At 68.5% G+C, this 24544-nt stretch carries 22 protein-coding genes; 13 read left to right on the top strand and 9 right to left on the bottom strand.

Annotated elements, in window-relative coordinates; all coding sequences use genetic code 11:
* Positions 1-190 precede the first annotated feature (190 nt).
* The 6 genes from ACZ50Q_RS13980 to ACZ50Q_RS13955 all read left to right on the top strand — a co-directional run bounded on the left by ACZ50Q_RS13980 (position 191) and on the right by ACZ50Q_RS13955 (position 5648).
* Entirely contained in the window at positions 191-1096 is a 906-nt protein-coding gene (locus tag ACZ50Q_RS13980) for a LysR family transcriptional regulator (RefSeq protein WP_092578099.1), read from the top strand.
* Positions 1097-1200: 104 nt separating this feature from the next.
* Positions 1201-1653 carry a MarR family winged helix-turn-helix transcriptional regulator gene (locus ACZ50Q_RS13975; RefSeq protein ID WP_092578101.1) on the top strand — a complete coding sequence of 151 codons (453 nt, stop codon included), beginning with the start codon at positions 1201-1203 and terminating at the stop codon, positions 1651-1653.
* 119 nt (positions 1654-1772) lie between these two features.
* Positions 1773-2936 (top strand): HPP family protein, encoded by a 1164-nt coding sequence (locus ACZ50Q_RS13970; RefSeq protein WP_092578102.1) that lies wholly within the window; start codon positions 1773-1775, stop codon positions 2934-2936.
* A gap of 56 nt (positions 2937-2992) precedes the next feature.
* On the top strand, positions 2993-4432 hold the full coding sequence (locus tag ACZ50Q_RS13965; protein WP_464081919.1) for a sensor histidine kinase: 1440 nt from the start codon (positions 2993-2995) through the stop codon (positions 4430-4432).
* Complete coding sequence (locus ACZ50Q_RS13960) at positions 4429-5043, top strand: response regulator transcription factor (protein ID WP_076520726.1); 615 nt, start codon at positions 4429-4431, stop codon at positions 5041-5043. Before ACZ50Q_RS13965 ends, ACZ50Q_RS13960 begins: the two co-directional genes overlap by 4 nt.
* Positions 5044-5159: 116 nt before the next feature.
* Positions 5160-5648 carry a GlcG/HbpS family heme-binding protein gene (locus ACZ50Q_RS13955; protein ID WP_464081918.1) on the top strand — a complete coding sequence of 163 codons (489 nt, stop codon included), beginning with the start codon at positions 5160-5162 and terminating at the stop codon, positions 5646-5648.
* A gap of 109 nt (positions 5649-5757) precedes the next feature.
* Here the strand turns inward: ACZ50Q_RS13955 and ACZ50Q_RS13950 are convergent, their stop codons facing one another.
* Positions 5758-7323: a hypothetical protein gene (locus ACZ50Q_RS13950; protein ID WP_464081917.1), complete on the bottom strand. Its 1566-nt coding sequence runs from the start codon at positions 7321-7323 to the stop codon at positions 5758-5760.
* A gap of 217 nt (positions 7324-7540) precedes the next feature.
* Positions 7541-8059 carry a Dps family protein gene (locus ACZ50Q_RS13945; protein ID WP_092578109.1) on the bottom strand — a complete coding sequence of 173 codons (519 nt, stop codon included), beginning with the start codon at positions 8057-8059 and terminating at the stop codon, positions 7541-7543.
* 225 nt (positions 8060-8284) lie between these two features.
* Between ACZ50Q_RS13945 and ACZ50Q_RS13940 the strand changes: the two genes are divergently transcribed.
* The 4 genes from ACZ50Q_RS13940 to ACZ50Q_RS13925 all read left to right on the top strand — a co-directional run bounded on the left by ACZ50Q_RS13940 (position 8285) and on the right by ACZ50Q_RS13925 (position 12394).
* Positions 8285-10246 carry a PAS domain-containing sensor histidine kinase gene (locus ACZ50Q_RS13940; protein WP_464081916.1) on the top strand — a complete coding sequence of 654 codons (1962 nt, stop codon included), beginning with the start codon at positions 8285-8287 and terminating at the stop codon, positions 10244-10246.
* Positions 10243-10893 (top strand): response regulator transcription factor, encoded by a 651-nt coding sequence (locus ACZ50Q_RS13935; protein ID WP_092578113.1) that lies wholly within the window; start codon positions 10243-10245, stop codon positions 10891-10893. Before ACZ50Q_RS13940 ends, ACZ50Q_RS13935 begins: the two co-directional genes overlap by 4 nt.
* A gap of 115 nt (positions 10894-11008) precedes the next feature.
* Entirely contained in the window at positions 11009-11395 is a 387-nt protein-coding gene (locus tag ACZ50Q_RS13930) for a response regulator transcription factor (RefSeq protein ID WP_092578115.1), read from the top strand.
* A 162-nt stretch (positions 11396-11557) separates the two neighbouring features.
* The gene (locus ACZ50Q_RS13925; protein WP_076520719.1) at positions 11558-12394 is read left to right on the top strand and encodes an alpha/beta fold hydrolase; all 837 of its coding nucleotides are present in this window, start codon (positions 11558-11560) and stop codon (positions 12392-12394) included.
* Here the strand turns inward: ACZ50Q_RS13925 and ACZ50Q_RS13920 are convergent, their stop codons facing one another.
* Complete coding sequence (locus ACZ50Q_RS13920) at positions 12395-13228, bottom strand: DUF4189 domain-containing protein (RefSeq protein WP_464081915.1); 834 nt, start codon at positions 13226-13228, stop codon at positions 12395-12397. It abuts the gene before it with no gap.
* Positions 13229-13536: 308 nt separating this feature from the next.
* Here ACZ50Q_RS13920 and ACZ50Q_RS13915 point away from each other — a divergent pair, with 308 nt between their 5' ends.
* Positions 13537-14103, top strand: coding sequence for a hypothetical protein (locus ACZ50Q_RS13915; protein ID WP_464081914.1), 567 nt, complete (start codon positions 13537-13539; stop codon positions 14101-14103).
* Here ACZ50Q_RS13915 and ACZ50Q_RS13910 read toward each other — a convergent pair.
* The 4 genes from ACZ50Q_RS13910 to ACZ50Q_RS13895 form a co-directional block, all read right to left on the bottom strand.
* Positions 14088-15719 (bottom strand): PepSY-associated TM helix domain-containing protein, encoded by a 1632-nt coding sequence (locus ACZ50Q_RS13910; protein ID WP_464081913.1) that lies wholly within the window; start codon positions 15717-15719, stop codon positions 14088-14090. The genes ACZ50Q_RS13915 and ACZ50Q_RS13910 overlap by 16 nt on opposite strands.
* A gap of 17 nt (positions 15720-15736) precedes the next feature.
* On the bottom strand, positions 15737-16045 hold the full coding sequence (locus ACZ50Q_RS13905) for a hypothetical protein (RefSeq protein ID WP_464081912.1): 309 nt from the start codon (positions 16043-16045) through the stop codon (positions 15737-15739).
* Positions 16032-16319 carry a hypothetical protein gene (locus ACZ50Q_RS13900; protein WP_464081911.1) on the bottom strand — a complete coding sequence of 96 codons (288 nt, stop codon included), beginning with the start codon at positions 16317-16319 and terminating at the stop codon, positions 16032-16034. The genes ACZ50Q_RS13905 and ACZ50Q_RS13900 overlap by 14 nt, the downstream gene beginning before the upstream one ends.
* Positions 16320-16395: 76 nt before the next feature.
* Positions 16396-18504 carry a TonB-dependent receptor gene (locus tag ACZ50Q_RS13895; protein ID WP_092578129.1) on the bottom strand — a complete coding sequence of 703 codons (2109 nt, stop codon included), beginning with the start codon at positions 18502-18504 and terminating at the stop codon, positions 16396-16398.
* Between the two features lie 570 nt (positions 18505-19074).
* On the opposite strand from ACZ50Q_RS13895, the gene ACZ50Q_RS13890 reads away from it, so the two are divergent.
* Positions 19075-20409: an MFS transporter gene (locus ACZ50Q_RS13890; RefSeq protein WP_464081910.1), complete on the top strand. Its 1335-nt coding sequence runs from the start codon at positions 19075-19077 to the stop codon at positions 20407-20409.
* Positions 20410-20412: 3 nt separating this feature from the next.
* On the opposite strand, the gene ACZ50Q_RS13885 is transcribed toward ACZ50Q_RS13890, so the two are convergent.
* Both ACZ50Q_RS13885 and ACZ50Q_RS13880 read right to left on the bottom strand, forming a co-directional pair.
* Positions 20413-22326, bottom strand: coding sequence for a B12-binding domain-containing radical SAM protein (locus ACZ50Q_RS13885; protein WP_076520716.1), 1914 nt, complete (start codon positions 22324-22326; stop codon positions 20413-20415).
* Between the two features lie 82 nt (positions 22327-22408).
* Positions 22409-23614, bottom strand: coding sequence for an alpha/beta hydrolase family protein (locus tag ACZ50Q_RS13880; RefSeq protein ID WP_464081909.1), 1206 nt, complete (start codon positions 23612-23614; stop codon positions 22409-22411).
* A 267-nt stretch (positions 23615-23881) separates the two neighbouring features.
* On the opposite strand from ACZ50Q_RS13880, the gene ACZ50Q_RS13875 reads away from it, so the two are divergent.
* Positions 23882-24535: a hydrolase gene (locus tag ACZ50Q_RS13875; RefSeq protein ID WP_092578137.1), complete on the top strand. Its 654-nt coding sequence runs from the start codon at positions 23882-23884 to the stop codon at positions 24533-24535.
* Positions 24536-24544 lie beyond the last annotated feature (9 nt).

The following is a 24544-nucleotide window of genomic DNA, read 5'->3' as shown; positions in this document are numbered from 1 at the left end:
GTTCGGGGTTGCCTGATGCGCTCAGGAAGGGCTTTATCTTCGATCCAGGATGCCGATAAGAAAAGTCGAATATCATGATCATTCAATTCAGCTTTTCTGAACGACAGCTTTTCTGAACGACACAAGCGGCGCGCAAGGCATACATGCCCCAGCGACCCAGCGCCCCAACACCCAGCCACCCGGATCTGCAATGCGAGAAATCAGCCTGGACCGCCTGCGCACCCTGGTCGCGATCGCCGACCTCGGCTCGTTCGCCGATGCCGCGCGCGCCCTGCACCTGGCGCCGCCCACCGTCAGCCTGCACGTGGCGGACCTGGAAGACCGGGTCGGCGCGCCGCTGCTTACGCGCAAGCGCGGCCAGGTCCGGCCCACGGCCATCGGCGAAACGCTGCTGGATCGCGCCCGCCGCCTGCTGGCCGAAGCCGATCAGGCGCTGGATGACGTGCAGCGGCAGGTCCAGGGGCTGGCCGGCCGCGTGCGCCTGGGCGCCTCGACCGGCGCCATCGCGCATCTGCTGCCGCAGGCGCTGGAAACGCTGGGGCGCGACCACCCCGGCATCGACGTGCAGGTGGCGGTGCTGACGTCACAGGAAACCTTGTTGCGGCTGGCCAACGGCACCCTGGACGTGGGACTGGTGGCGCTGCCGCAGCCGCCGCTGGACGGGTTGGTGCTGCGCCCCTGGCGCCGCGACCCGGTGATGGCTTTCCTGCCCGCGGCCTGGAAGGCGCCCGCGCGCCTCACGCCGGCCTGGCTGGCCGAGCGGCCACTCATCCTGAACGACGCCAGCACGCGGCTGTCGCGCCTGACGGGGGAATGGTTCGCCGCCGCCGGGCTCAATCCCCGCGCCCGCATCCAGCTGAACTACAACGACGCCATCAAGAGCCTGGTGGCCGCGGGCTACGGCGCCACCCTGCTGCCGCACGAAGCCACCGCGCCGCAGCCCGACCCGCGCGTCATCATGCGGCCGGTGCGCCCCGCCCTGTGGCGCCCGCTGGGCATGGCGCACCGCGCCGGCCAAGTGGAGCAGGCGACGCAGCATGTGCTGGATGTGCTGTGGGAACTGCGCGCTTCCGGCGGCCGCGCCATGGCCGCGTGACGCGCGGCCGGTCGTGGCGCGGGCCCGCACGCAGAGACCCAGAGGCGCAGAGCGTTTGCGATAAATCATCTATATCGCTGCACGACCTAGATTAGAATCGCGCCGTGAACGCCTCTCCGACTCCTCCCCGACTGTCCGCCGCCGACTACGAACTGCTGGCGGACTTCCGTTATGCGCTGCGCAAGTTCGCGGCGTTCAGCGAAAGCGCGGCAGCCGCCCTGGACCTGATGCCGCAGCAGCACCAGGCCTTGCTGGCCATCAAAGGCACCCGCAAGAATGCGCCCGGGCGGCGCGGACTGTATGTCGGAGAAATCGCCGATCGCCTGCTGATCCGGCCCCACACCGCCGCCGAACTGGTGGGGCGCCTGGCGCGGCTGGACCTGGTCCAGCGCGAAGCCGACCCCGAAGACGGTCGCCGCGTGGAGGTCGTGCTGACGACCAAGGGCGAACGCACGCTCGAAGACCTGTCCGCCGCGCACCTGGAAGAACTGCACGCCATGCGCCCGCTCCTGACGCGGCTGCTGGCGCGCATGGGCGCCGACACCGGCCCGACCTGATCCGGCCCCACCCCGCGCGCTGTCCCGCCTGCCGGGCATAAGCCCATGCCGCCCGGCAATCTGCCTCGTGATAAAGTGTCGCCCCGCGATATATCTTTGACTCGCGAGGAGAGACTGTTTTGGGTGTTGCATTCAAGCGCTGGCTGGGCTCGTTCGCGCCGGCGCCGGTGGGCGTCAACGGGCGCGAGAAACTCTACGGCGTGTTGGGCGCGCTGCTCGGCCTGTTCTGCACCGAGTGGGTGGGCCGCCATGCGCTGGGCGCCGCCAATCCCTGGTTCATCGCGCCGATGGGCGCGTCCGCCGTGCTGCTGTTCGCCGCGCCCGCCAGCCCGCTCGCCCAGCCGTGGTCGCTGATGGCGGGCAACCTCGTGTCGGCCCTGATCGGCGTCTTCTGCGCCCAGTTCATTGCCCCGCCGGGCGTAGCCGCGGCCGTGGCCGCGGCGCTCGCCATCGGCGCCATGTTCTCGCTGCGTTGCCTGCACCCGCCCGGCGGCGCGGTCGCGCTGACCGCCGTGCTGGGCGGACCCGCCGTCGCCAAGCTGGGCTTCGGGTTCGCGCTGTGGCCCGTGGCGCTGAACTCCGCCATCCTCCTGTGCATCGCCGTGGTCTTCAATGGCGCGCTCAAGCGCAACTACCCGCGCCGCCATGCGGAGCCGGCCGCCGGCCACCACACGCGCGATCCCATCCCAAGCGCCCGCCTGGGCTTTTCACTTTCCGACCTGGACGCAGCGCTGAGCCAGCGCGGCGAGCTGCTGGACATCAGCAAGGAAGACCTGGAGGAAATCGTGCTCGACGCCGAACTGCGCGCCAGCGTGCGGCGCTTTGGCGACGTGCGCTGCGCCGACATCATGTCGCGCGACGTGGTCACGGTCAGGGAACAGGATCCGCTGGACTACGCCGTCCGCCTCTTCGACCGGCACCGCCTGCAGGCCCTGCCCGTGCTCGATTCGGCGGGCCGCTATGCCGGGATGGTCGCCCAGGGCGACGTGCTGGCGCGCAGGAGCCGGCTGACGCCGGTCGCCGCCGACGCCCAGCCCGCGTCCGATCTGCTGGTGGCGGACTGCATGCGTAGCGAAGTGCCCTTCGCCACGCCCGGCCTGCCCGCGATCGAACTGGCCCGCCCGATGTCCGACAGCCTGCACTGCGTGCCCGTGCTGGACGAGGCGCGCACGCTGCTGGGACTGGTGACGCAGTCCGATCTGGTGGCGGCGCTGTACCAGATGGCGGTGTCGGCCAATTCCCGGCCCGCGGACGACGCCAGCCCGCACCAGCGGGCGGCCTGACCCTCCGTAGCCCTACGGATTCCGGCGCGCGTTTGCCGCAAGGCATAATTCCGGGCGTGAACCCCCTCTCGCGCACGCGCGCCCTTTTCTGCTGGCTGGCCCTGTTCTGTGCGGGCGCGATCTGGATCGCGCGCCAGGAATACGTGGACCAGTACGAACGCTTCTTCCAGAGCACCAGCATTGCCCAGCGCATGCTGAGCCAGAAGACGGTGCAGCATGAAGCCGTGCTTGCCACGCTGGCGGCGTTGTCGCACCCGCCCGCTCCGGAGCGTCTCTATCCCAGCCTGCAGCCCGCGATGCCCCAACTGCTGGGGCTGGGCCATCTGCCCGGCGGCGTCTGGGCCGGCAGCCAGCCGGAGCCGCCCGGCCTGTCCGCCGCGGCGGGGCGCGCGCAACAGCTTGGCCGTCCCGTGACCATGCCCGTGGACGGCGCGCGCTACTGGCTGGTTTCGCCGTCCGGGTGGAGCCTGCTCATCGACGCGCGCCAGCTCGTGCCCCCAGCCGACTTTCCGCCCGGCCTCGGCCACCTGACCCTGACGGTGGATCGCGAACCCCTGTCCCTGCTGGACAAGCCGTCCGAAGGCGGCCTGCCCGGCTGGACGCTGGCGCTGCAAAAGCCGCTGGGCGCGGCAAGCCAGCCGTTCCCGATGCGCAGCACCCGCACGCTCACCCCCGCCACCTGGCCGTGGACGGCCTGGCTGGGCTGGGCCGCGGCCAGCGGCCTGCTGGTGGCCGGCGCCGCCGCCTGGCAACGCTCGCGCGCCGAAGCGCGCCGCCAGCAGGAACAGGCGCGTCTCGCGGCGATGGCGCGGCTGAGCACGCTGGGCGAAATGGCCGCCGGCATCGCCCATGAACTCAATCAGCCGCTGACCGCCATCCTGGCGCAGACGCGCGCCGCCGAGCGTCTGCTGGATGACGACGAGGAACGGCCCGCCGTGCGCCACGCCCTGCTGGCCAGCGCCGAACAGGCCAGGCGCGCCGCCGACATCATCAGCCGCATGCGCGCGCTGGTGCAGCCCAGCCCGCCCGCGCGGCGCGAGGCCCTGGATCCCGACGCGCTGGTCGCGTCGCTGCGCTTTCTGCGCGAACCCGAACTCGCCAGGCAAGGTATCCGCCTGACCTGGACCAATGCCACGCCCGGCGCGCGCCCGCTGGGCGACCGCGTGGCGCTGGAGCAGATCCTGCACAATCTGGTCCAGAACGCGGCGGACGCGCTGGCCGGCGTCCCGGGGGCGCGCCACATCGCGCTCGAAGGCCGGGCGGTGGACGGCACTTACCAGTTCAGCGTCAGCGACACCGGCCCGGGCATCGCCGCCGACGCGCTGCCGCGCCTGTTCGCCCCGTTCTACACCACCCGCGAGCAGGGCATGGGCCTGGGCCTCGCGCTGTGCGACACGCTGGCCGGCTCCATGGACGGCCGCATCGCCGCGCGCAATCTCAGCCCGGCGGGCGCCTGCTTCACCGTGAGCCTGCCGCAAGCGGGCATCCCCGCATGACGCCGAACGATCAATCCCCCCTGGTGTACCTGGTGGACGACGACGACGCGGTCCGCGACGGCCTTGCGCTCTTGCTGCGCAGCGTCGGCCTGCGCAGCGCGGGCTTCGGCGATCCGATGGCGTTCCTGGACGCGCTGGCGCAGCCTGCGATCGGCTGCGTGGTGCTGGACATCCGCATGCCGGGCATCAGCGGGCTGGACGTGCTGGCGCGGCTTGCCGAGCGGTCGGACCTGCCCGTGGTCATGCTGACCGGCCACGCCAACGTGGACCTGTGCCGCCGCGCCTTCAAGGGCGGCGCCATGGAGTTCCTGCAAAAGCCGGTCGACGACGACGTGTTCCTCGACGCCGTGCAGGCCGCCGTGCGCACCCACATCGCCAGCCGCGAACGGCTGGCCGTGACGCAGGCGGCGGCGGACCGCCTCGCGCGCCTGTCCGGACGCGAACACGAGGTGCTGGCGCGCATCGTGCGCGGCATGAGCAACAAGGAAATCGCCCGCGAATTCGCGCTCTCGCCGCGCACCGTCGAGACCTACCGCGCCAATGTCTTCGCCAAGCTGGAAGCCGACTCGCTCGCCCAGCTCATCCGCCAGTACGCGAGCCTGCTGGATTGAAGCGGCCTCCGTAACGCTACGGAGGCGCGCGCGTAGTCGGGCGTATACCGCCCGCGCGGCCTTTTGGCCACACTGTCTGCTCCTTACCGCACCACCCCTACAAGGATGCAGACACCATGATGAAACGTTCCCTCGCCGCCCTGATTTCGACGGTTGCTTGCGCCGGCGCTGCCCACGCCGCGGTGCTGAGCGAAAGCAACCTGTCGATGGCCGACGCGCAGAAGCTGGCCACCGCGACCGTCGCCGCCTGCCAGGCCAAGGGCTACAACGTCAGCGCCGCCGTCGTGGACCGCGCCGGCCTGCTCAAGGCATTCGCGCGCGCCGACAACGCCGGCCCGCACACCATCGAAGCCAGCCGCGCCAAGGCCTTCACGGCCGCGTCGGCCAAGACGCCGACGCTCGCCATGCTGGAGAACACGCAGAAGAATCCGGGCGCGGCCACCCTGACCGACATCCCGGGCTTTCTGGTCCTGGGCGGCGGCGTCCCCATCAAGGCTGGCAATGGCGTGATCGGCGCCATCGGCGTGGCGGGCGCGCCCGGCGGCCACCTGGACGCGCAATGCGCCGAGGCCGTGCTGGAAGAAAACGCGGCGCTGTTCAAGTAAGCGCACGTTGGCGTCATTGATCGCGAGGGCGCGATGACGCAATGGTGGGATGACGCGATGCGGGGCCGGGCGACAACCGCCGCCCGATTCCCTCAGCGCTTGCGCGCCCTCAGTCCTGGCGCTCTCGCGCCACCGCGCTGGCCAGCGCCAGATGCTTGCCCAGCAGCATCGCGTCCGCCGCGGCCGGATCGCGCCGTTGCAGGCGCTCCAGTTCCGTGGGCTCCAGGTCCGCGGACCGCACCAGCGACATCAGGTCGCGCGTGCGGGTCTCAAGCACCGGCGTCAGGGTGTCTTCCGTCAGCTCACCCTTCACGTACGCCTGCACCCGCGTGGACAGGTTGCGCGTGTGCGTCAGGGTCGCTTCGGCCAGCAGGCCCTGCTCGTAGCGGATGCCGGTCTGGCTGGTGACTTCGTCCTTGATCTGGTGGAAGCGGTAGTACTGCGAATCCTTGTCCTGCGTCAGATCGAGCTTTTGCTGCGGCGTCAGCGCGGTGTGGAAGCTGGCGGTCAGGTTCGCGCGTTGTTCCTGCCTGACGCCCAGGTCGAACAGGGGCCGGCCGCTCACGCTGCTGCTTTGCGAGACCTGATAGGTGAACTGGTCGATCTCGCCGGTCTTGTAGGGATTGCTGGCCGTCATGGTCTGCGAGACCGAGGCCGAGAAGTCCGCCACGCCCGACAACAGGCTGCGGTAGGTGTAGCCGGCCGACGCAATGCGCGGCGCCTGGCTGGACGGGGCGGCCGCCGCGTCGTAGCTCTGGTGCAACTGCGCAAACGCATCCTTGAAGATCGACATCAGCGCCTCGTCGCCGCGGCCCCGGGTGCGCGCGGCCTCGAACTGCTGGAGGTAGTTGCCCACTGCCGCGGCGCGCTGCTGCGCGTTGCCAAAGAGCGCGGATTTGCTTACGTCGACGTCCACTTTCACGACGCCTTCGGCGTTCTTGACGGTCAGCGACCGCTGCGTGCTGTCCGCGACAAATTCGACAGACTGCGACACGACGCCTTGGGCGGTCGTGGTGGCCTGTAGCGACACCGAGGACAGGACCGCCGTGTCGAACTTGCCCAGGCTGGACCAGGCCATGCGCGGCGGCACCGATGCCAGGCCGTCCACGGCATCCTGGAATGCCTTGGACAGGCCGGCGATGGCGTTGCGCTCGGCTTCCGCCAGCTCGCCTTCGGCCACGTCGATCTGCACCTCCAGGCCATCGGGGCCGCTGCGCAGGCCCACCTCCACTTTCACCCCGCTGGCCGTGGTGATGCGCAGCGTATAGGCATCCTCGGACTGCGCGGACGCGCCGGCCTGCAAGGCGCCCAATGCGTCCACCTGGGCAGCGCCCGGTGCGAACGTGGCGGACTGCGAAAAACTGCCGCCGTCGGTCTTGAAACGGTCAAGCAGCGCCGCGGCGACGCCTTCCACGCGGCCGGCCAGCGTGCGGGCCGAGACCGTGTTGGCCATGGTGGTGGAAACCGCGTCCGCCGCTTCGCGCGCCAGCGTCACGCCTGCCGCGACGGGCAGCGGCGTGTAGGTCAGCGCCGGGGACGCGCCCTGGCCCAGCGTGACGGTCGTGGAAGCGGGCACGACGGCCACGTCTTCTCGGGGAACCGCGCGGATCACGCCGGCTGCCGGCGGCGCCAGGCCGATCGTGGTGCCGGCGCTGGTGGGGGCAACGGATGTCATGACGTCTCTTCCTCCTTGGGAATCGCGGGCATGCGTGCGCGCCCGGCCGGGATCCCATGGAAAATGTAACGGCAGCAATCCGCCAGACTTAAACCCGCCAGACTCGCCAGACTCAAGACCGAGGGCGGGCGCACCCGGCGCGCGGACGGCGCGCCGTCTGGGCCATCGACCACGCCACCCGCTCGGCCTTCAGCGTGGAGCCTTCAACGTTCAACGTTCAACGTTCAGCCCGGGTCGATTCGTAGAGGAACCAGGTGCGGCGCTCGGCCTCGTCGATCCAGTTCTCGATCAGGCTGGTCGAGGCGACGTCATTGTGGCTCTCGCACACGGCGTGGGTGGCGCGCAGAAAGCCCGTCAGGCGGCGGTTGTCGTCGGCCAATTCGGCCAGCATGTCCTCGGGCGTGACGTAATCGGCGTCGTTGTCGAGCAGGCGCTGCAGGCGCTGGATGTGGCCGATCGAACGCAGCGTCGTGCCGCCGATCTTGCGGGCGCGCTCGGCGATGGCGTCGGTCGTGGCGAAGATCTCGTCGCCCTGCTCATCCAGCATGAGGTGGTAGTCGCGAAAGTGCGGGCCCGAGACGTGCCAGTGAAAGTTCTTGGTCTTCAGATACAGCGCGAACATGTCGGCCACCAGGGCCGTCAGCGCGGCGGCGATGTCGATCCTGGCCTGCGCGCCCAGGTCGGAGGGCGTGTGCAGGGGGGCGGTCATGCGGGATTGAAGCGAAAGATCGTTCATGGATTTCTCCGGGTTGGCTGCGGAAACCGGGCATCGATTTCCGATGGAAACCAGCATAGCGATGGCCCCGCGCCGGAAAAATCGGCTCATCGTTTCCTCGGCTCATACCAAGGTTTACCCGGAAAATACGGGTGTTTCGTGGCAAAGTTCGCGGATAATGTGCGCGTCTCATTGCGCGCCCCTGGTTTTCCGCCCGATCCGCGCGCTCCCAACCAGAGGTGGATCTTGCTCACGTCACCACTCGGCCGCACGCCTGGCCAGCCGCCGCGGTCGCGTCCCGACGCGCCGGAGACGGCCGGCCCGCGCCGCATGCAGTTCCTGTTCCGCGCGGCCGCGCTGGTCCTGGCGCTGGTCATCGCGCTGGTCGACACCTTCACCGACTTCGACGGCGCGGTCGCGGTGCTGTATGTGGTGGTCGTGCTGCTGGCTGCACGCACCTCGCGGCGCCTGGACATCATCGTGGCCGGCGCCGCCGGCATTGTGCTCACCATTGCCGCCTATCTGAACTCGCACGGGCTGAACCACGTGGGCTCGCCCACCGCGCGGGCGCTGGTCAGCCTGGCGGCCATCGGCATCACCGCTCTGCTCGCGCTCCAAAACCAGCATGCGACGCGCCGGCTGGCGTCGCAGGCCCGCCTGCTCAATCTGTCGCACGACATGATCTTCGTGCGCGACCATCACGGCGTCATCACTTTCTGGAACCGCACCGCCGAGGACGTCTACGGGTGGCCCGCGAACCTGGCCCTGGGCCGCATCGCCGACACCCTGCTGCAGACCCGCTACCCCGATCGCCGCGAGGCCATCGAGGCCGAACTCCTGGCCACGGGCGCCTGGGACGGCACGCTGGAACAGAAGACCCGGGCGGGCGCCACCCTGGTGCTTGAAAGCCGCTGGGTGCTGCAGCGCGACCATCATGGCCGCGTGACGGGCGTCATGGAAACGCACCGTGACGTCACCGACCGCAAGGCCGCCTATGCCGCCCTGGTCAGCAGCGAAAGGCGCTATCGGCGCATGTTCGACGCCAGCCGGATCGGCGTCGTCCAGGAGGACTGGCGCGCCGTGCGCGCCGCCCTGAGCGCCCTGGGCATCATGGACGGCCCCACCCTCACCGCGCACCTGGCCCGCCATCCCGAGTTCATCGGCCAGGCGCGCCTGCTGACGAAGGTCGATGACATGAACCCGGCGTTTCTCGCGATGGTCGGCCGCTGCGGCCCGGCGCCCGGGCTGGAGTCGGTTGACGACATCCTATGCGATGACGACCGCATGTACGCGCAGTCCCTGCTGGCGTTCGCGCAGGGCGAGGCCTTCCACGAAGGCGAGACCGAGGTCGTGCGCCCGGACGGCGCGCGCGTGCCGGTGCTGTTCACGATCACCTTTCCGTCGGCGGATGACCCGGACGGCGCCGTGCTCGTATTCGTGGTGGACAACACCGAGCGCAGGCAGGCGCAGGACGCGCTGCTGCTGGCCCAGACCGAACTCGCGCACGCCGCGCGCGTGGCGACGCTGGGCGAACTGACCGCCTCCATCGCGCACGAGGTCAACCAGCCGCTGATGGCGGTCGTGACCAGCGGCGACGCGGGCATGCGCTGGCTGCGCCGTCCGCAGCCAGACCTGCACGAAGTCGAGCTGGCGATGGCGCGCATCGTCTCTGAAGGCCGGCGCGCCAGCGAGATCGTCAAGCGCATCCGCGCGTTCCTGAGCAAGGCGCCGGTGCAGCAGGCGCCGCTGGACATCGGGACCGTCATCGAAGAGGCCACGCGCCTGGTGGCCCACGAGCTCACGCGCGAACGCGTGGCGCTGCAGGTCGAGATCGCGCCCGGCCTGCCGCCCATCACGGGCGATCGCATCCAGCTGCAGCAGGTGCTGGTCAACCTGATGGTCAACGCCAGCCAGGCCATGGCTGGCCAGACGCGGCCGCGCCAGTTGTCCGTCCGCGCGGCGCGCCGGGAGGACGGCATGGTCGCGATAACCGTGACCGACACCGGCCCCGGCATCGCCGCGGGCGACCTGGAGCGTCTGTTCGATCCGTTTTTCACCACCAAACCGCAAGGCATGGGCATGGGCCTGCCGATCTGCCGCACCACGGCGCAGGCGCATGGCGGCAGCCTTGCCGTCGACAGCACGCCGGGCGCAGGCGCGGCATTCACGCTGACACTTGCGGCCACGCAGGGGAACCCTTCCGCATGAACCACCGAACCCCACCGACTTCCGGCACCGCCGCCCCGCCCTCGCAGGTCATCGTGGTCGATGACGAAGCCAGCGTCCGCGACTCGCTCGACAGCCTGTTCCGGTCCGTCGGCCTGCGCACCACGCTGTGCGCGTCGCCCGCCGAACTGCTGCAGGCGCCGATCCCGGACGCGCCGGGCTGCATCGTGCTGGACGTGCGGCTGCCCGGCATCAGCGGCCTGGACTTCCAGGACCAGCTGGCGCGGCACGGCATCGACCTGCCCATCGTGTTCCTCACCGGCCATGGCGACATTCCCATGACGGTGCGCGCCATGAAGGCCGGGGCGGTCGACTTCCTTTCCAAGCCATTTCGCGAACAGGACATGCTGGACGCCGTCGCCGCCGCGATCGAACGCGACACCCAGCGCCGTTCCCGCGACGCCGCGATGGACGGCCTGCGCGCCCGCTACGACACCCTCACCCCGCGCGAACGCGAGGTCATGGCGCACGTGGTGTCGGGGCTGATGAACAAGCAGGTGGCCGGGCTGATCGGCCTGAGCGAGATCACGGTCAAGATCCACCGCGGCCACGTGATGCGCAAAATGGGGGTGCGGTCGCTCGCCGACCTGGTCCGCCACGCCGAGGCGCTGGGCATTTCCGCGCCTTGACTGTGCCGGGGACAAACCTCTGTATGATTTTCCTGGCGGTTGCAAAGGTTCATAAGGAGACTTGCCGGGCATCGGATGCGCAATGTGATCCGTCCGGGCCGAAGGATCTTCCTACATGAATCACACTCCCACTATCGCGGTTGTCGACGATGACGATGGGGTCAGAATCTCGCTGTCCAGCCTGTTGCGCTCGCTCGGCTACGAGGTCCGGGCCTACGGGTCGGGGCCCGACTTCCTGAACGACCGGGGCGCGGGCGACCCCGACTGCATGATCACGGACGTCCAGATGGCGCCCATGACGGGCGATCAGCTCCAGGCGGAACTCATCGCCGCCGGACGCCGCTTTCCCCTGATCTTCATGACCGCCTTTCCCACCGAGGCCGCGCGCCTGCGGTTGCTGGCGCTGGGCGCCTGTGCCTACCTGGACAAGCCCGTCGATGGCGAGGCCATGGCCCGGTGCGTGGCCGATGCCTTGCGGCACGGACGCGACGCGACGAATTAGCGGGAAGCGGCGGAAAACGGCGGGAGGCGGAGGATTGGACACATCCGCCCGCGACACCCGCCTATACCTTTGTATTACGCGCCAAGCCCAGCGTAGGATGTTCCGGGAACGCATAAGGCCCTAGTCTATCCCTGCGGTCCAACCAACCCGGAGAATCCCGACATGAGCACGATCACCACCCCCGATGGCGTTGAAATCTTCTACAAGGACTGGGGCCCCAAGACAGCCCAGCCCATCATGTTCCACCATGGCTGGCCGCTGTCCAGCGATGATTGGGACACGCAGATGCTGTTCTTCCTCGCCCAGGGCTTTCGCGTCATCGCGCACGACCGGCGCGGACATGGACGTTCCAGCCAGGTCAGCGACGGCCACGACATGGACCACTACGCCGCCGACGCGGCGGCCGTGGCCCAGCACCTGGACCTGCGCAACGCCGTGCACATCGGCCACTCCACGGGCGGCGGAGAAGTCGCTCGCTATGTCGCCCGCCATGGCGAACCGCAAGGCCGCGTCGCCAAGGCCGTGCTGGTCAGCGCCGTGCCTCCCCTCATGGTCAAGACGGACGCCAACCCGGGCGGCACGCCGATCGAAGTGTTCGATGGCTTTCGCAAGGCGCTGGCCGACAACCGCGCGCAGTTCTTCCTGGATGTCGCCGCGGGCCCGTTCTACGGTTTCAACCGCGATGGCGCCAAGGTGTCGCAGGGCGTGATCAACAACTGGTGGCGCCAGGGCATGATTGGCGGCGCCAAGGCGCACTACGAAGGCATCAAGGCTTTCTCGGAGACCGACCAGACCGAGGACCTGAAGGCCATCACCGTGCCCACGCTGGTGATGCACGGCGACGACGACCAGATCGTGCCCATCGACGACGCGTCGCGCCTGTCGGTGAAGCTGCTCAAGAACGGCACCCTGAAGGTCTACCCGGGCTTTCCCCACGGCATGCTCACGACCCATGCCGACGTGATCAACGCGGACCTGCTCGCGTTCATCAAGAGCTGATCAGTTCGCCTTCTGATCCTCGCCCGCATAGCCATCGATGTACGCCCGGCCCGAGCAGCGCACCATCGCCACGCAGGCCGGGCTTCCCGTTTTTGCGGTGCAGGCCGCGCGCGAGGCATCGCGGGCGGCTTTCGGATCGGGGTCGAGCGCGGTGAAGCTCGTGCCCCGGCCCTTGATTCCCTTGGCCCAAGCCAGGCCGACGCAGCTATCGGTGTAGGTCAGCACCTTCTTGCAGCCTTGGCAGTCGTCCCATTCCAGCAATTGCGACAGCGCGTCCTTCTCGTGGGGATAGCCGTCGGCATAGACCAGGTCGCCGGTCTCCTTTTCGGCGATGGCGCCCCAGTACTCTCGTTCGTCCATCCGCGCCGACAGGCTTTCCAGGTCGGCGGGCGTGGCCTTGACGGGCGCCTGCAGGTCGGCCGCGCTGTAACCCGGACCCACGCACAGCGGCATGGTCGAAAGGCGGCACTTTCCGTCGGGGCTGGCGGCGGTGCAGCGGCGGATGGCCTTCTTGGCGGCCATCTCGGGCGACACGCTGTTGCCCGGAAACAGGTCCTGCACGGAATTGCGGGCATAGACCATGCAACTGTCGGAAAACCAGCTCAGCACCTTGCACTCCTTGCCCCCCGCCTTGCGGCATTGGGCCAGGGCCGCGGCTTCGGCCGCCTTGCCGTCGGTTTCGGGCAGCACCCAGAAAATCCTGGAATGCTTGCCGTCGGTGGCGATGCCGCCGTAGAGCTTTTCGGCGGCATGGGCGGCCGGGGAAGCCAGTCCCGCCACCAGGACGAGTGTGGCGAAGGCGGCGCGAAGCAAGGCAGATAGGCGAGCGGGCATGATCGTCAGGAAGTCCGTGGAATTGAGCGGGAAAATCTTATCCCAGCGCGCCTCGGTTCCGTCCCTCTATGAGACGCCCGTCCCGGCATATTAGGTAACAAATTTCACATCTGCCGGACCGGACTCCGCCCCCGTTTATCGGTAAAAATGTGGCACTTTTTGAAGCCGGCCGTCAGCACACTGGCCGTGCGAACCTGCGCACCGGCCGACAGGGCGCGGTTCTCGTGTCACGAACAGAAACAAACGGCGCCGCGCCGCTCGCATTGTGCAGAGCGGCAGGCGGCCAGTCTCGGAGCCTGGACACCCGCATGAACACGCCACAGCATCCCCTTCCCCGCCACGGACGGCGCTTTTTGTTTGCGGGGGTTCTGACCGCGCTGGGTGTGGCTGGCTGCGCGCCGATGCCCACGGGCGGCAGTTCCACCCTGCCTTCGCTCAGCCAGGTGTTCAAATCGGGGCTTTCGTTCTCGCCCAGCGTGAACGTGGCCAAGAACATGGAAGGCCGTTCCATCGACGACGCCATCGCCGCGCTGGGCGAACCGTCCCACATCCGGCCCGTCGGCAACACGATGGAGCTGGAATGGTCCGACTACCAGTCCGCCCCGTACTCGGAATGGGTCGTGGACAGCTCCAGTCAGCAGGTCGTGGGCATGATCCCCGGCAACCGGAACAGCGCGCCCACGCCGGTGTTCCAGACCAACACCACCGGCCACTATGCCAACCGCACCCGCATCTACGAATGCACGGTGCTGATGCGCATGCAGAACAGCCTCATCGTCGACACCTCCGTCGACGGCAATGTCTGCCCCGAGTTCATCTCCGCCCTGCGCAAATGGGCGGGCGAAGCCGAAGCCAAGAATTACGTGGTGAAGTGAGGCACGGGGCGCGGCTGCGCCCACGCGCTGTCCGCATCCCCGCGCGCCAACCGGCGTCGGGTCACCACCGCCATCCAGGCAAAACCCAGTCCTACCGCCAGCGCGGTCGCGTCGACTCCCAGCGCGGCAGGCGACGCGTGTGCCCACAGCCCGCTCGCGGGCCAGAGCAGGCCCAGCAACGACGTCGCGGGGATGGCAAGCGTCAGGGCCGCGGCCAACCTCAGCAAATGCACGCCCGCCGCCGCGCCGCCGCGCAGGAACGACCAGGCGATGCCCGCGAAGAACATCGCGTAGTACGTGCCCTTCAGCCAGGCATCCAGGTCCCCTACCCGTCCGTGCAGCGCCTTGGCCGCGATCATCATCAGCGAAATGCCGCACACGCTGCCCAGGCACACGCCCACGGTCGCCGACGCCATCAGCCGCGTATCCCGCCGCTGCGCCGGCACCGCTCCCGTGCGCCGGTCCGTGCGCTTGCGGCGCGTCTCGATCCAGAGCAGGTTGCCGCTGTAGAACAGCCATGCGCCGGCCAGGCCTAGCAAGAAGTACAGCCACTGCACCGCTGCCCCGCCGAACGACGCCATGTGCAGCGCGAAAAAGCTGCTGATCCACAGGTTGGCCGCGTCCTGTCCCCCGGGCAGGTAGTCGGTGTTCAGGACCTTGCCGCCATACGGATCGATCGCGACGAATCCGCCGCGCGCCCGCGGCGAGACCGCGGCCGGATCCTTGCCCCAGATGCGCACCACGGCCCGTGGCGAGGTGACCTGGGCGTATTGCAGCGCGATGGGCTCGAACGATGGCGACAGGCTGCGCGCGCGCGCCAGCAGCTCGGCGGGCGGGAGCATGGCGGACGGGTCGCGCGGCGCGGTGTCCGCCGCCGGTCCCCCGGACCGCTGGAACACCGACGCCAGCTTGCCTTCGTACATCAGCCGGTCCTGGATGTCGTAGATCCCGTCGTGAAACGCGAAGACGACCGAGCTGAGCGCCATGACAAGGTGAAACGGCAGCGAAATGATGCCGACCACGTTGTGCGCGTCGAGCCACATGCGCTTGAGATTCCTGCCCACGCGCAGCGCAAAGAAGTCCTTGACCAGCGAAGGCAGCAGCACGATCACGCCGGACACCAGCGCGATCGCGTACAGGGACGCCACCACGCCCATGAACCAGCGGTTCGGGTCGCTGTCCACGGGCAGGCCCACCACGCGATGCAGCACGTCGATGAAGTTGCCCAGCCCGCTGGGGTGCGCCTCCTCGATGCGCACCGCGCCGTCCGCGTCCAGGCGCGCCAGGTAGTGCCGCACGGCCGATTCGTCGTGGTCGTCGGCCTGGGGGTCGCGCACTTCCCAGCCCATGCGCGCGGGCACGTTTTCGTCGTCCTGCAGGTGAATGGTGAAGCCCTGGGCCACATCGGGCCGCGCCGCGAGCGTCCGGGCGATGAGGTCGGGCGCCGACTCCAGCGGCGCCAGCGCGGCCGCCGCGTGCGGCGAGGCCCAGCGGGCGATCGGTTCCTTGAACACGGTCAGCGCGCCCGCGTAGAAGGCGATGAAAAGCGCCATCCCGGTCAGGATGCCCGTCCAGGTGTGGACCGATTTGTAGATGCGGATGTAGTCGGCTCGCATGGTCGCGGCCCTCCTGATCAGAGCGCGCCAGCGGCGTAAAGGCCGCCATAGAGCGCCAGGCATGCGCCGCCCAGCCAGCCCCAGGCGCGCAGGCCGCTGCCAAAGAAATAGACGGTGGAAAGAATGCCCAGCCATACGGGCGGCACCAACCACATGGCCAGCTGCGATCGCGTGGCAAGCGGCACGCCGGCGGTCAGCGCCGCCAGCAGCACGCTGGCGCCCAGCGCGATGGCCAGGCCCAGCACCGCGCCCGCCAGGCTCTTGGAGATCCAGTCCCGGCGGATGGGCGCGGGCTTGGCGGACTTGGCCGGATCAGCGGGCTTCATTCGCGTCTCCCCGGCGCAATTGCCGCAGCACGGCGAGGTAGGGAACGAGGCAGAAGAACAGCATCAGCGCCGTGCAGAACACGAACACCGCCGCCAGCACCGTATGGGCCGCCAGGCACCCCCAGGCGCCCAGCGCCAGTAACGCCACGCCCGACACCCGCGCGGGCGCGACGGGCCATGGCGCGGCGCCCCATCGCTGGTTCGGCGAAGCACGATAAAGGCAGAAGCAGCCCAGCAACACGGCAGCGAGGCTGGAAAGGATCAAGACGGGCATGGTCGACATTCGAGGAACAAGGGTTTTGTACCCGCGCGCCCGGATGCAGCGGTCCGGGCGCGGCAGGCAGCGGCGTTCAGAAGCTGATCGTGGCCGATGCCATGACGCTGCGGGCCGGGCCCAAGGTCGCGATCGGCGTGGTGTCGCTGAAGATGCCGGCGTAGTAGTACTTGTTGAACACGTTGTTGACGTTCAGCCGCAGCACCACGTCGCGGCCATTGACCTGCGTGGCGTAGCGCGCGCCCAGGTCGACCTGGCCCCATCCCGGGATCTCGATGTTGTTGGCCGAGTCCGCGTATTGGCGCGACGTGGCCTGGATGCGCCCCGACAGCGTCAGGCCCGGCACCCAGGGCGTATCCCACTCCAGTCCCGTGTTGACCTGCCAGCGCGGCGCGCCCACCGCGGTGTTGCCGTCGTAGCGGCCATACGAGGTCTTGACCTGCGTGCCCTGCGTGTACGTCACGCCGCCCAGCACGCGCACGCCTTGCGCGATCTCGCCGAACGTATTCCATTCCACGCCGCGCACGCGCTTTTCGCCGCCGTCCGCGTAGGTGGGATTGGACGTCGACCCTTCGGTCACCAGCATGGGCTTTTCGATCTCGAACAGCGCCAGCGTGTTGGTGAAGGTGCCGGCATTCCACTTCACGCCCAGTTCCTTCTGCTTGGTCTTATACGGCGCGAAGACTTGTCCGAAGTTGGTCGCGGTGGTGTCGGTGACGCTGTCGCCTTTGCTGAGGCCCTCGACATAGTTGGCATAGAACGACAGGTCCGGGCCCCACGGCTTGACGACGAGGGCGACGGCCGGCGTCACCGCGTCTTTGTCGTAGCGCGCCGTGGTCTTGCCGGTCTTGTCGAAGTTGCTGGTCTTTACGCGCTGGTTGCGCAGCCCGGCGGTCAGACGCAGCTTGTCGTCCAGGAACGACATGGTGTCGACCAGCGCCAGGCTGGTCAGCGTGTTCTCGCTGCTCTTGGGCGCGCTGTCCGGCACCGCCGGCATGACCGGCGTGATGGGATGGTAAATGTTGGACTTGAACACCGAGGCAGGGCCGGTGGCTGAACCGTCCTCCAGCTTGAGGTACGAGGCCTGCAAGACGAGCTCATGCCCCACGCTGCCGGTCCTGAAGCGCGAGCGCAGGCCGCCCTCGGCGGTCATGGCGTCGGTGTAGGCGCGCTGGCCCACCATCTGGCCCGTGAAGTTGCCGTTGGCATCGATCTGCCGCGCGTGGGTGCCGTTGATGAGGCCGGACTGGTCACTGTCGCGCCAGCCGACCCCCGCGAACGCCGAGACGTGCTCGTTGAAGCGGTACTCCGCCTGGCCCATCACCGCATTGCTCTGGATGCTGCCGTAGGCGGTGCTGAACTGGTTGATGCGGGGATCGGGCGCGACCGGCACCACGGGGCCGGCAAACCAGAACATGGCGGGTGTGCCGCCGGTGAACGATTCCTGGCTGTGATAGGCGTCGATCGACGCCGTCAGCGCGCTGCCGCGGTAGTCCAGCCCGGCGGACAGGAACTCGCGCTTGCGGGACTGGCCGTCCAGCGTGGTCGCGCCGTCGCTGAACGAGCCGTTGACGCGCGCGCCCCATTCGTTGTTCGCGCCGTAACGCCGGCCGGCGTCGATGGTGGTGCCCAGTTGCCCGTCGGACAGCCAGTTCACGCCGAACGTGGCGGTGGGCGTGTCGGTCGCGCGCTTGGTCACGAGGTTCACCGTGCCGCCCACCGCGCCGCTGGGCGCCATGCCGCTAAAGAGCGCATTGGGGCCCTTCAGCACCTCGACCCGCTCGACGAATTCCACGGGCGTGCGCCCCATGGGCGCCAGGCCGTACAGCCCATTGATGGCCACGTCATTCTGGTTGACGTCGAACCCGCGAATGCGGAAGTTCTCGTACGCATGGCCGCTGGACGTGGTGAAGCGCACCGACGGGTCGTTCGCCATGACGTCGGCCAGCGTGCGGGCCTGCTGGTTCTTGATCAGCTCGGACGTGTAGCTCGTGACGTTGAACGGCGTGTCCATCACGGACTGGTTGCCCATCAGCCCCAGCCGCGCGCCCTCCGCGACCTGCCCGCCCGCATAGACGGGCGGCAGGTCTCCGCTGTCCACCGCGCCTCCGGTGACCGTCACCGGCTGCAGCGTGGTGGTCGGCTGCGCCTCCTGCGCCCATGCCGCCGGCCACGGCAGCAACATGCTCAACGCGACGCAAGGCGCGATCCGCCCTGCCCGCGACGCGAGAAGAAATGGCCTTTCCCCAGACACTTTCCTACCCCTAGTAGTTAATGCAAATGCGAATCATAGTCGCTTATGCTACTCCAATTGTCGTTAACAAGGCAGTGTTCTGGGGGCAATAAAGGGGGGATTTGCGCTTCGTCAAAGCCGATCATGCGGCCCTTTTTTTGGGCGGCGCGACGGCGTCTTCTTCGGCGTCACCAAGGCCCTGCCCGTCCTGAATCACGGCGCGTCCATCATCCTGGTCAGCGCGATCGCCGGCGCCAACATCCGGGTCGATGGCGGGATGGCGCTGACCTAACAGTCGCGCGGACGTCCTGGCGGGCCGGCCTGCCGGAACGTCCCGCAATCGGCGCTACAATCCGCGCCGGATTCCCGCCGCGCCCGCGCGCCCGCGCCGGCCGGCCCGCGCCCAAGCGCATGGCATTGCCCTCCCAAGCCAGGCGAACCATGACGCATTCCCCCCTCCCCCATTGATCGTTTGTCCGGTCTCACCGGATGCTTTTCGCTGTTCTGGAAATCGAGGATTTCATGTCTCGGCAGTTGTTGGGCCTGGTGCTCGGGCCCTTGCTTGGCTTGTTCGTTGTCTGCATCGGCAACGCGTTCATCTCTTCCCTCACGACCCTGCAATTGGATGCCGCCGGAGAGTCGGCCACCGTCATCGGCGTCATTTCGTCGTCGTATTTCATCGGCCTGACGCTGGGCGCCATCTTCAATGACCGGCTGATCCTGCGTATCGGCCATATCCGCGCCTACAGCAGTTTTGCCTCGCTCATCGCCGTCACGGTGCTGCTGCAGGGCCTGATCTTCAACCGCGAAGCCTGGTTCGTGCTGCGCCTGATCAATGGCTGGGCCAGCGTCGGCGTGTTCCTGGTGGTCGAAAGCTGGCTGCTGCTGGCGGGCGACTCCCGCATGCGCGGACGCCTGCTGGCCCTGTACATGATCGCGCTGTACGGATCCGGCATGCTTGGGCAGCTGGAGCTGGGCGCGATCACGCGGCTGGGCGACATGGCGCCCTTCATGGTGGCCGGCCTGCTGGCGTCGCTGTCGGTGCTGCCCATGGTCATCATTCCGCGCGTGTCGCCGCTGGTGGAACGCGTCGAGCCGCTGCTGCCGCAGCACCTGGCGCGCATGACACCCACGGGCGTGATGGGCTGCTTCGGGTCGGGCGTGGCGATCGCCGCGGTGTACACCCTGCTGCCGCTGTATTTGCAGCGCATCGGCCTGGACGTGGCCGAGGTGGGCAAGATGATGGGCGCCGTGATCCTGGGCGCGATGGTGCTGCAGTATCCGGTCGGCCGCTGGTCCGACCTGCGCGACCGCCAGGTGGTGCTGATCGCCCTGGCCGTGTTCTGCGCGCTGCTCAGCCTGCTCATCCTGGCGCTGCCGCCGGCCTCGCCGCTGTTGATGCCGCTGCTGTTTCTTCTGGGCGGCGGCGTGTTCGCCATCTACCCGGTGGCGGTCAGCCACGCCGCGGACCGCGCGCCCGCCGATGCGCTGGTGCGGATGATCCAGGGATTGCTGCTGATCAACTCGCTGGGGTCGGCGCTGAGTCCGCTGGCGATCTCGCCCGTGATGGCGACGTTCGGGGAAGCCGGGCTATTCTGGTGTTTCGCCTTGCTCAATCTGAGCCTGGTCACCTTCTTTGTCTGGCGCCGCAACGAGCGCCCGGCGCCCGCGCCCGTGGCCCCCTTTGCCGCCGCCGCGCAGATGTCGCCGGTGGGCGTGGAACTGCGCGTGACCGAAGACCTGTTCCAGGGCGCGCTGGACCACGAAATGACCGAGGACCTGACGAACGCGGTGCCGGGCGCCGAGGCAGCCGAACCGATCCTGTCGGCCGCCCAGGACGCGCCGCCCGCCAACTAGGCCTCAGCCGCGCCGGCTCAGCGCGCGCGCGATGCGCTGCCGCGCCACTGTCGTGCGCGGCACCTTGAACGGGAACCAGCTGCGCACGTCTTCGTCCAGGCCGATGCCGTGCATGTAGTTGTAGATGGCCTTCTTCAGCCCCCGGCCCAGCGCATCGTGGTCCACGCCCGTGGGGTCGTGGAAACCGACGTCGTTCTTGGCGAACGTGATGTCCGGCAGCGGCTTGAGCCGGATGCCGTATTCCTCGGGGTTCTGTCCCACCGGCGAGTGCACCGTACAGGCGAAGCGGTGAAAGAACCCGCTCTGGATGCAGTCGTTCTCGAACAGTTGGCGCACGTATTCCAGCGCGTCCACCGTGTCCTGCACGGTCTGCGTCGGAAAGCCATACATCAGGTAGGCATGCACCAGCACCCCCGCATCGGTGAAAGCGCGCGTCACCCGCGCCACCTGGTCGATCGACACGCCCTTCTTCATCAGGTTGAGCAGCCGGTCGGACGCCACCTCCAGGCCGCCCGACACGGCGATGCAGCCGCTGTCGGCCAGCAGTTCGCAAAGCTCGGGGCTGAAGGTCTTTTCAAAGCGGATGTTGCCCCACCACGAAATCCCGGCGTTGCGTTCGATCAGCTCGGTGGCCAGGGCTTTCAACGCCTTGGGCGGCGCGGCCTCGTCCACGAAGTGAAAGCCGGTCTGGCCGGTTTCAGCCACGATGGCTTCGATGCGGTCGGCCAGCACGGTCGCCTCCGCGCCTTCGTAGCGGCCGATGTAGTCCAGGCCCACATCGCAGAAGCTGCACTTCTTCCAGTAGCAGCCGTGCGCCACGGTCAGCTTGTTCCAGCGGCCGTCGCTCCAGAGCCGGTGCATGGGATTGAGCATGTCCAGCAGCGACAGGTAGCGGTCCAGCGGCAGGCCATCCCACGTGGGCGTACCCACTTCCGCGAACGCGACGTCGGGCTCGACCAGGTTGACGTAACGCACGGCGCCGCTGTCGGCGTCGCGCAGAAACGTGCGCACCAGGCGCTGGCGCGAGCGCTTGCCCTGCACGTGCTCCAGCAGCGCAAGCAAGGGGCGCTCGCCCGCGTCGAGCGTCACGAAATCGAAGTAATCGAATACCCGCGGGTCCTTGAGTTCACGCAGTTCGGTATTGACGAAGCCGCCGCCCAGCACGATCACGATGCCCGGGTCCTGCGCCTTGATCGCCTGCGCAATCCGGAAGGCCGCGTACACCGCGCCAGGGAACGGCACCGACAACAGGACCATCGTCGGCTTGTGGCGCGCCAGCGCGTCCATCGTCAGCGCCCGCAACGTCTCGTCCACCAGATTCAAAGGCGCGGCCAGCGCCTCGGCCAGCGGATCGAAGGTAGGCTGGCTGCCCGCCAGCGATTCGGCGTAGCGCACGAACTCGAAGCGCGGATCGATGGCGTCGCGCAGCACATCGGCCAGATCGTTCAGGTAGAGCGTGGCCAGGTGCTTGGCGCGGTCCTGCAGGCCCAGCGCGCCGAACGCCCAGCCCAACGGATCGCCGCCTTCCTCGTCCAGGTAGACGTCCAGCGAACTGAAGCGCGGGCCTTCAGGCAGATAGTTGCGGCCGGCGATGCGGTGCGCCAGCGTGGAGTCGCGGCCTTGCAGGAAGGCGATCACTGGCCCGATGGTGGCCAGATAGCGCGGCTGCATGGCAACGAAGGCCTGGATCGCCGGGGTGTGCTTTTCAAGGGGAAGCGCATCCACCTGCTGCGCGACGGCCCGCAGGCCATCGGCCGACAGCAGGCGCAGCACCAGGGCGAGCGCCAGGTCCTCCTGGAACGACGTCACGCCGCGAGAACGCAGGAAGCCGGTCAGGTAGGCAGTGGACGGATAGGGGGTATTCAGCTGCGTCATCGGCGGAATCACCGACAGCACGCGCAAAGGCAAGGTGGACATGAGGCACGGCAGGTCTGCCGTCAAAAAACGCGGGAATCGACGCAATTATAGGCAGCGCTGGCGCCGCGGCCTTGCGCCGCCCTCACAGCACACCGTCCAGCCAGTCCAGCACACGGCGGTTCAGCAGCGACCGGTTGGCCGATTCGCAGTGGTCGCCCGCGCCCTCGTCGGCGGAAAACCGCAGCAAGTGCTTGGGGCAGCGCAGGCGGTCGAAGAACTGTTCGGTGTCCGCCGCCAGGGGGTCGTTTCCGGCGACCGTCATGAGCGTCGGGCACGCAATGTCGTCGACCCGGCCATCCATCGTGAACTGCTCGATCGCGCGCAGGTAGTCGCGCAGGTTGTCCACGCCATGCACCCAGAAGCCGCGTTGCACGATCTTCCACGTCAGCGCGGGGTTGGCCATGACGAACTGCCACAGGCGCTCCAGCACGGGCGGCTCCAGCTCGCCCAGATTGGCCGCGGCGTCGGGGCTGGCGCCCAGCTTCACGGCCAGGGGCCGGAACAGCCCCGCGATGCTCCATTGGCCGGGATCGGCGATGCAGGCGGCCAGGCGATGCTCGCCCGACGCGGCGCGCGGCGCCAGATGGCCGCCCAGGCTCCAGCCGCTGAGCGCGATGCGTTTCGGATCGACGATGGGCGACTCCACGGCAAGATCGACCACGGCCCCCACCACCGTCTCCCAATCGGGACGCATGGGCACGCCCTGTTCGTACAGCATGCCGCCCTGGCCGGGGCCATCGAACACCAGGGCGTGATAGCCCCTGCGGGTAGCGGCCACGGCGCAGGCGAAGTACATATCCGTCACGGTGGCGTCATACCCATTGGTGAAGATGACGAGCGGCCGCACCTCGGTCTCGCGGCCTTCGGCCGGCAACAGGTACGCGGGCATGTGCCCGCCCGCCAGCGGGATGCGCAGGGGCTCGACCGGATGCCGCGACAGCGCCAGCCCCCGGTCGAAGGCGGCCATCTGCTTGCGAAAGGCCGCCAGCAGCCGCGCGTCCGTGGGCGCGCCGTACAAGGGGCGATACGCCGTCGAATAGAACGCGCTGGCGCGCAGATGCAGTTCGCGGGCGCTGGCCCGCAGGTTGCGGCGTTCGGCATCGAGCGCCTCGGCGGCAAGGCGGTCGCCCGCCGCCATCCAGGCCTGGAAGAACGCCGTGTCGTCTCCGTCCCCCACGGCCCGTCCCACCGCCAGGATTTCACCCAGGTCCGCCCCGCCATAAGGCAGATAGGCCACCGGCCGCGTGCCGAACTCGTCGTGCAATTCGTTCTGGAAGGCCAGTCCCATGGTGAGTCTCCGGTAGCGGACAGCGTTGGCGCGGCGCAGCGGGAGCGTCCCGGCCCTGGACCCGGACCTACGCAGCCTACCCGAGCCGCCCGCCCGTGGCGATACCGGCTATCCCTGATGCCTGATGCCTGATCCGCGCGGCGTTGGTTGAATTGCGCGGCCACCGCAATCACAATCTTCAAACCGGCGGACTATCGTTCAATACGTTTCGCCTGCCCGCTGGCACATTGCGGGGGTCCCTCACCACGGCAACCCACGGAGTCATCCATGCCCATCACCGCGACCCCCACCCCCGGCGCCAAGCTGCTGTCGCCCAATGACCACACGCTCATCATGATCGACTTCCAGTCGCAGATGGCGTTCGCCACCCACTCCATCGACGCCGTCACGCTGCGCAACAACGCCGCGCTGGTCGCCCACGCCGCCGCCGGCTTCGGCGCATCCACCATCCTGACGACCGTGGCCGAAAAGAGCTTCTCGGGCCCCATGTTCGAGGAAGTCACCGCCCCGTTCCCCGGCCAGGCCCTGCTGGACCGCACCTCCATGAACACCTGGGAAGACGCCGCCGTCATCAAGCAGGTCAATGAAATCGGCAAGAAGCGCATCGTGCTCGCCGGCCTGTGGACCAGCGTCTGCATCGTCGGCCCGGCCCTGTCGGCGCTGGACCAGGGCTTCGAAGTCTATGTGATCACCGACGCTTGCGGCGACGTGTCCGCCGAAGCCCACAACCGCGCCGTCGAGCGCATCGTGCAGGCCGGCGGCCAGCCCATCACCGCCCTGCAATACCTGCTGGAAATGCAGCGCGACTGGGCCCGCACGGACACCTACGACATGACGACCGGCATCGCCAAGAAGTTCGGCGGCGCCTATGGCCTGGGCATCATCTACGCCAAGTCCATGTTCAACGCCCACGAAGGCTGATGGGAGCAC

This window comes from Achromobacter sp. T5-5 (assembly GCF_055397965.1).
The sequence above is the reverse complement of the archived record's forward strand: the minus strand, read 5'-3'. Positions and strand labels throughout refer to the sequence as shown.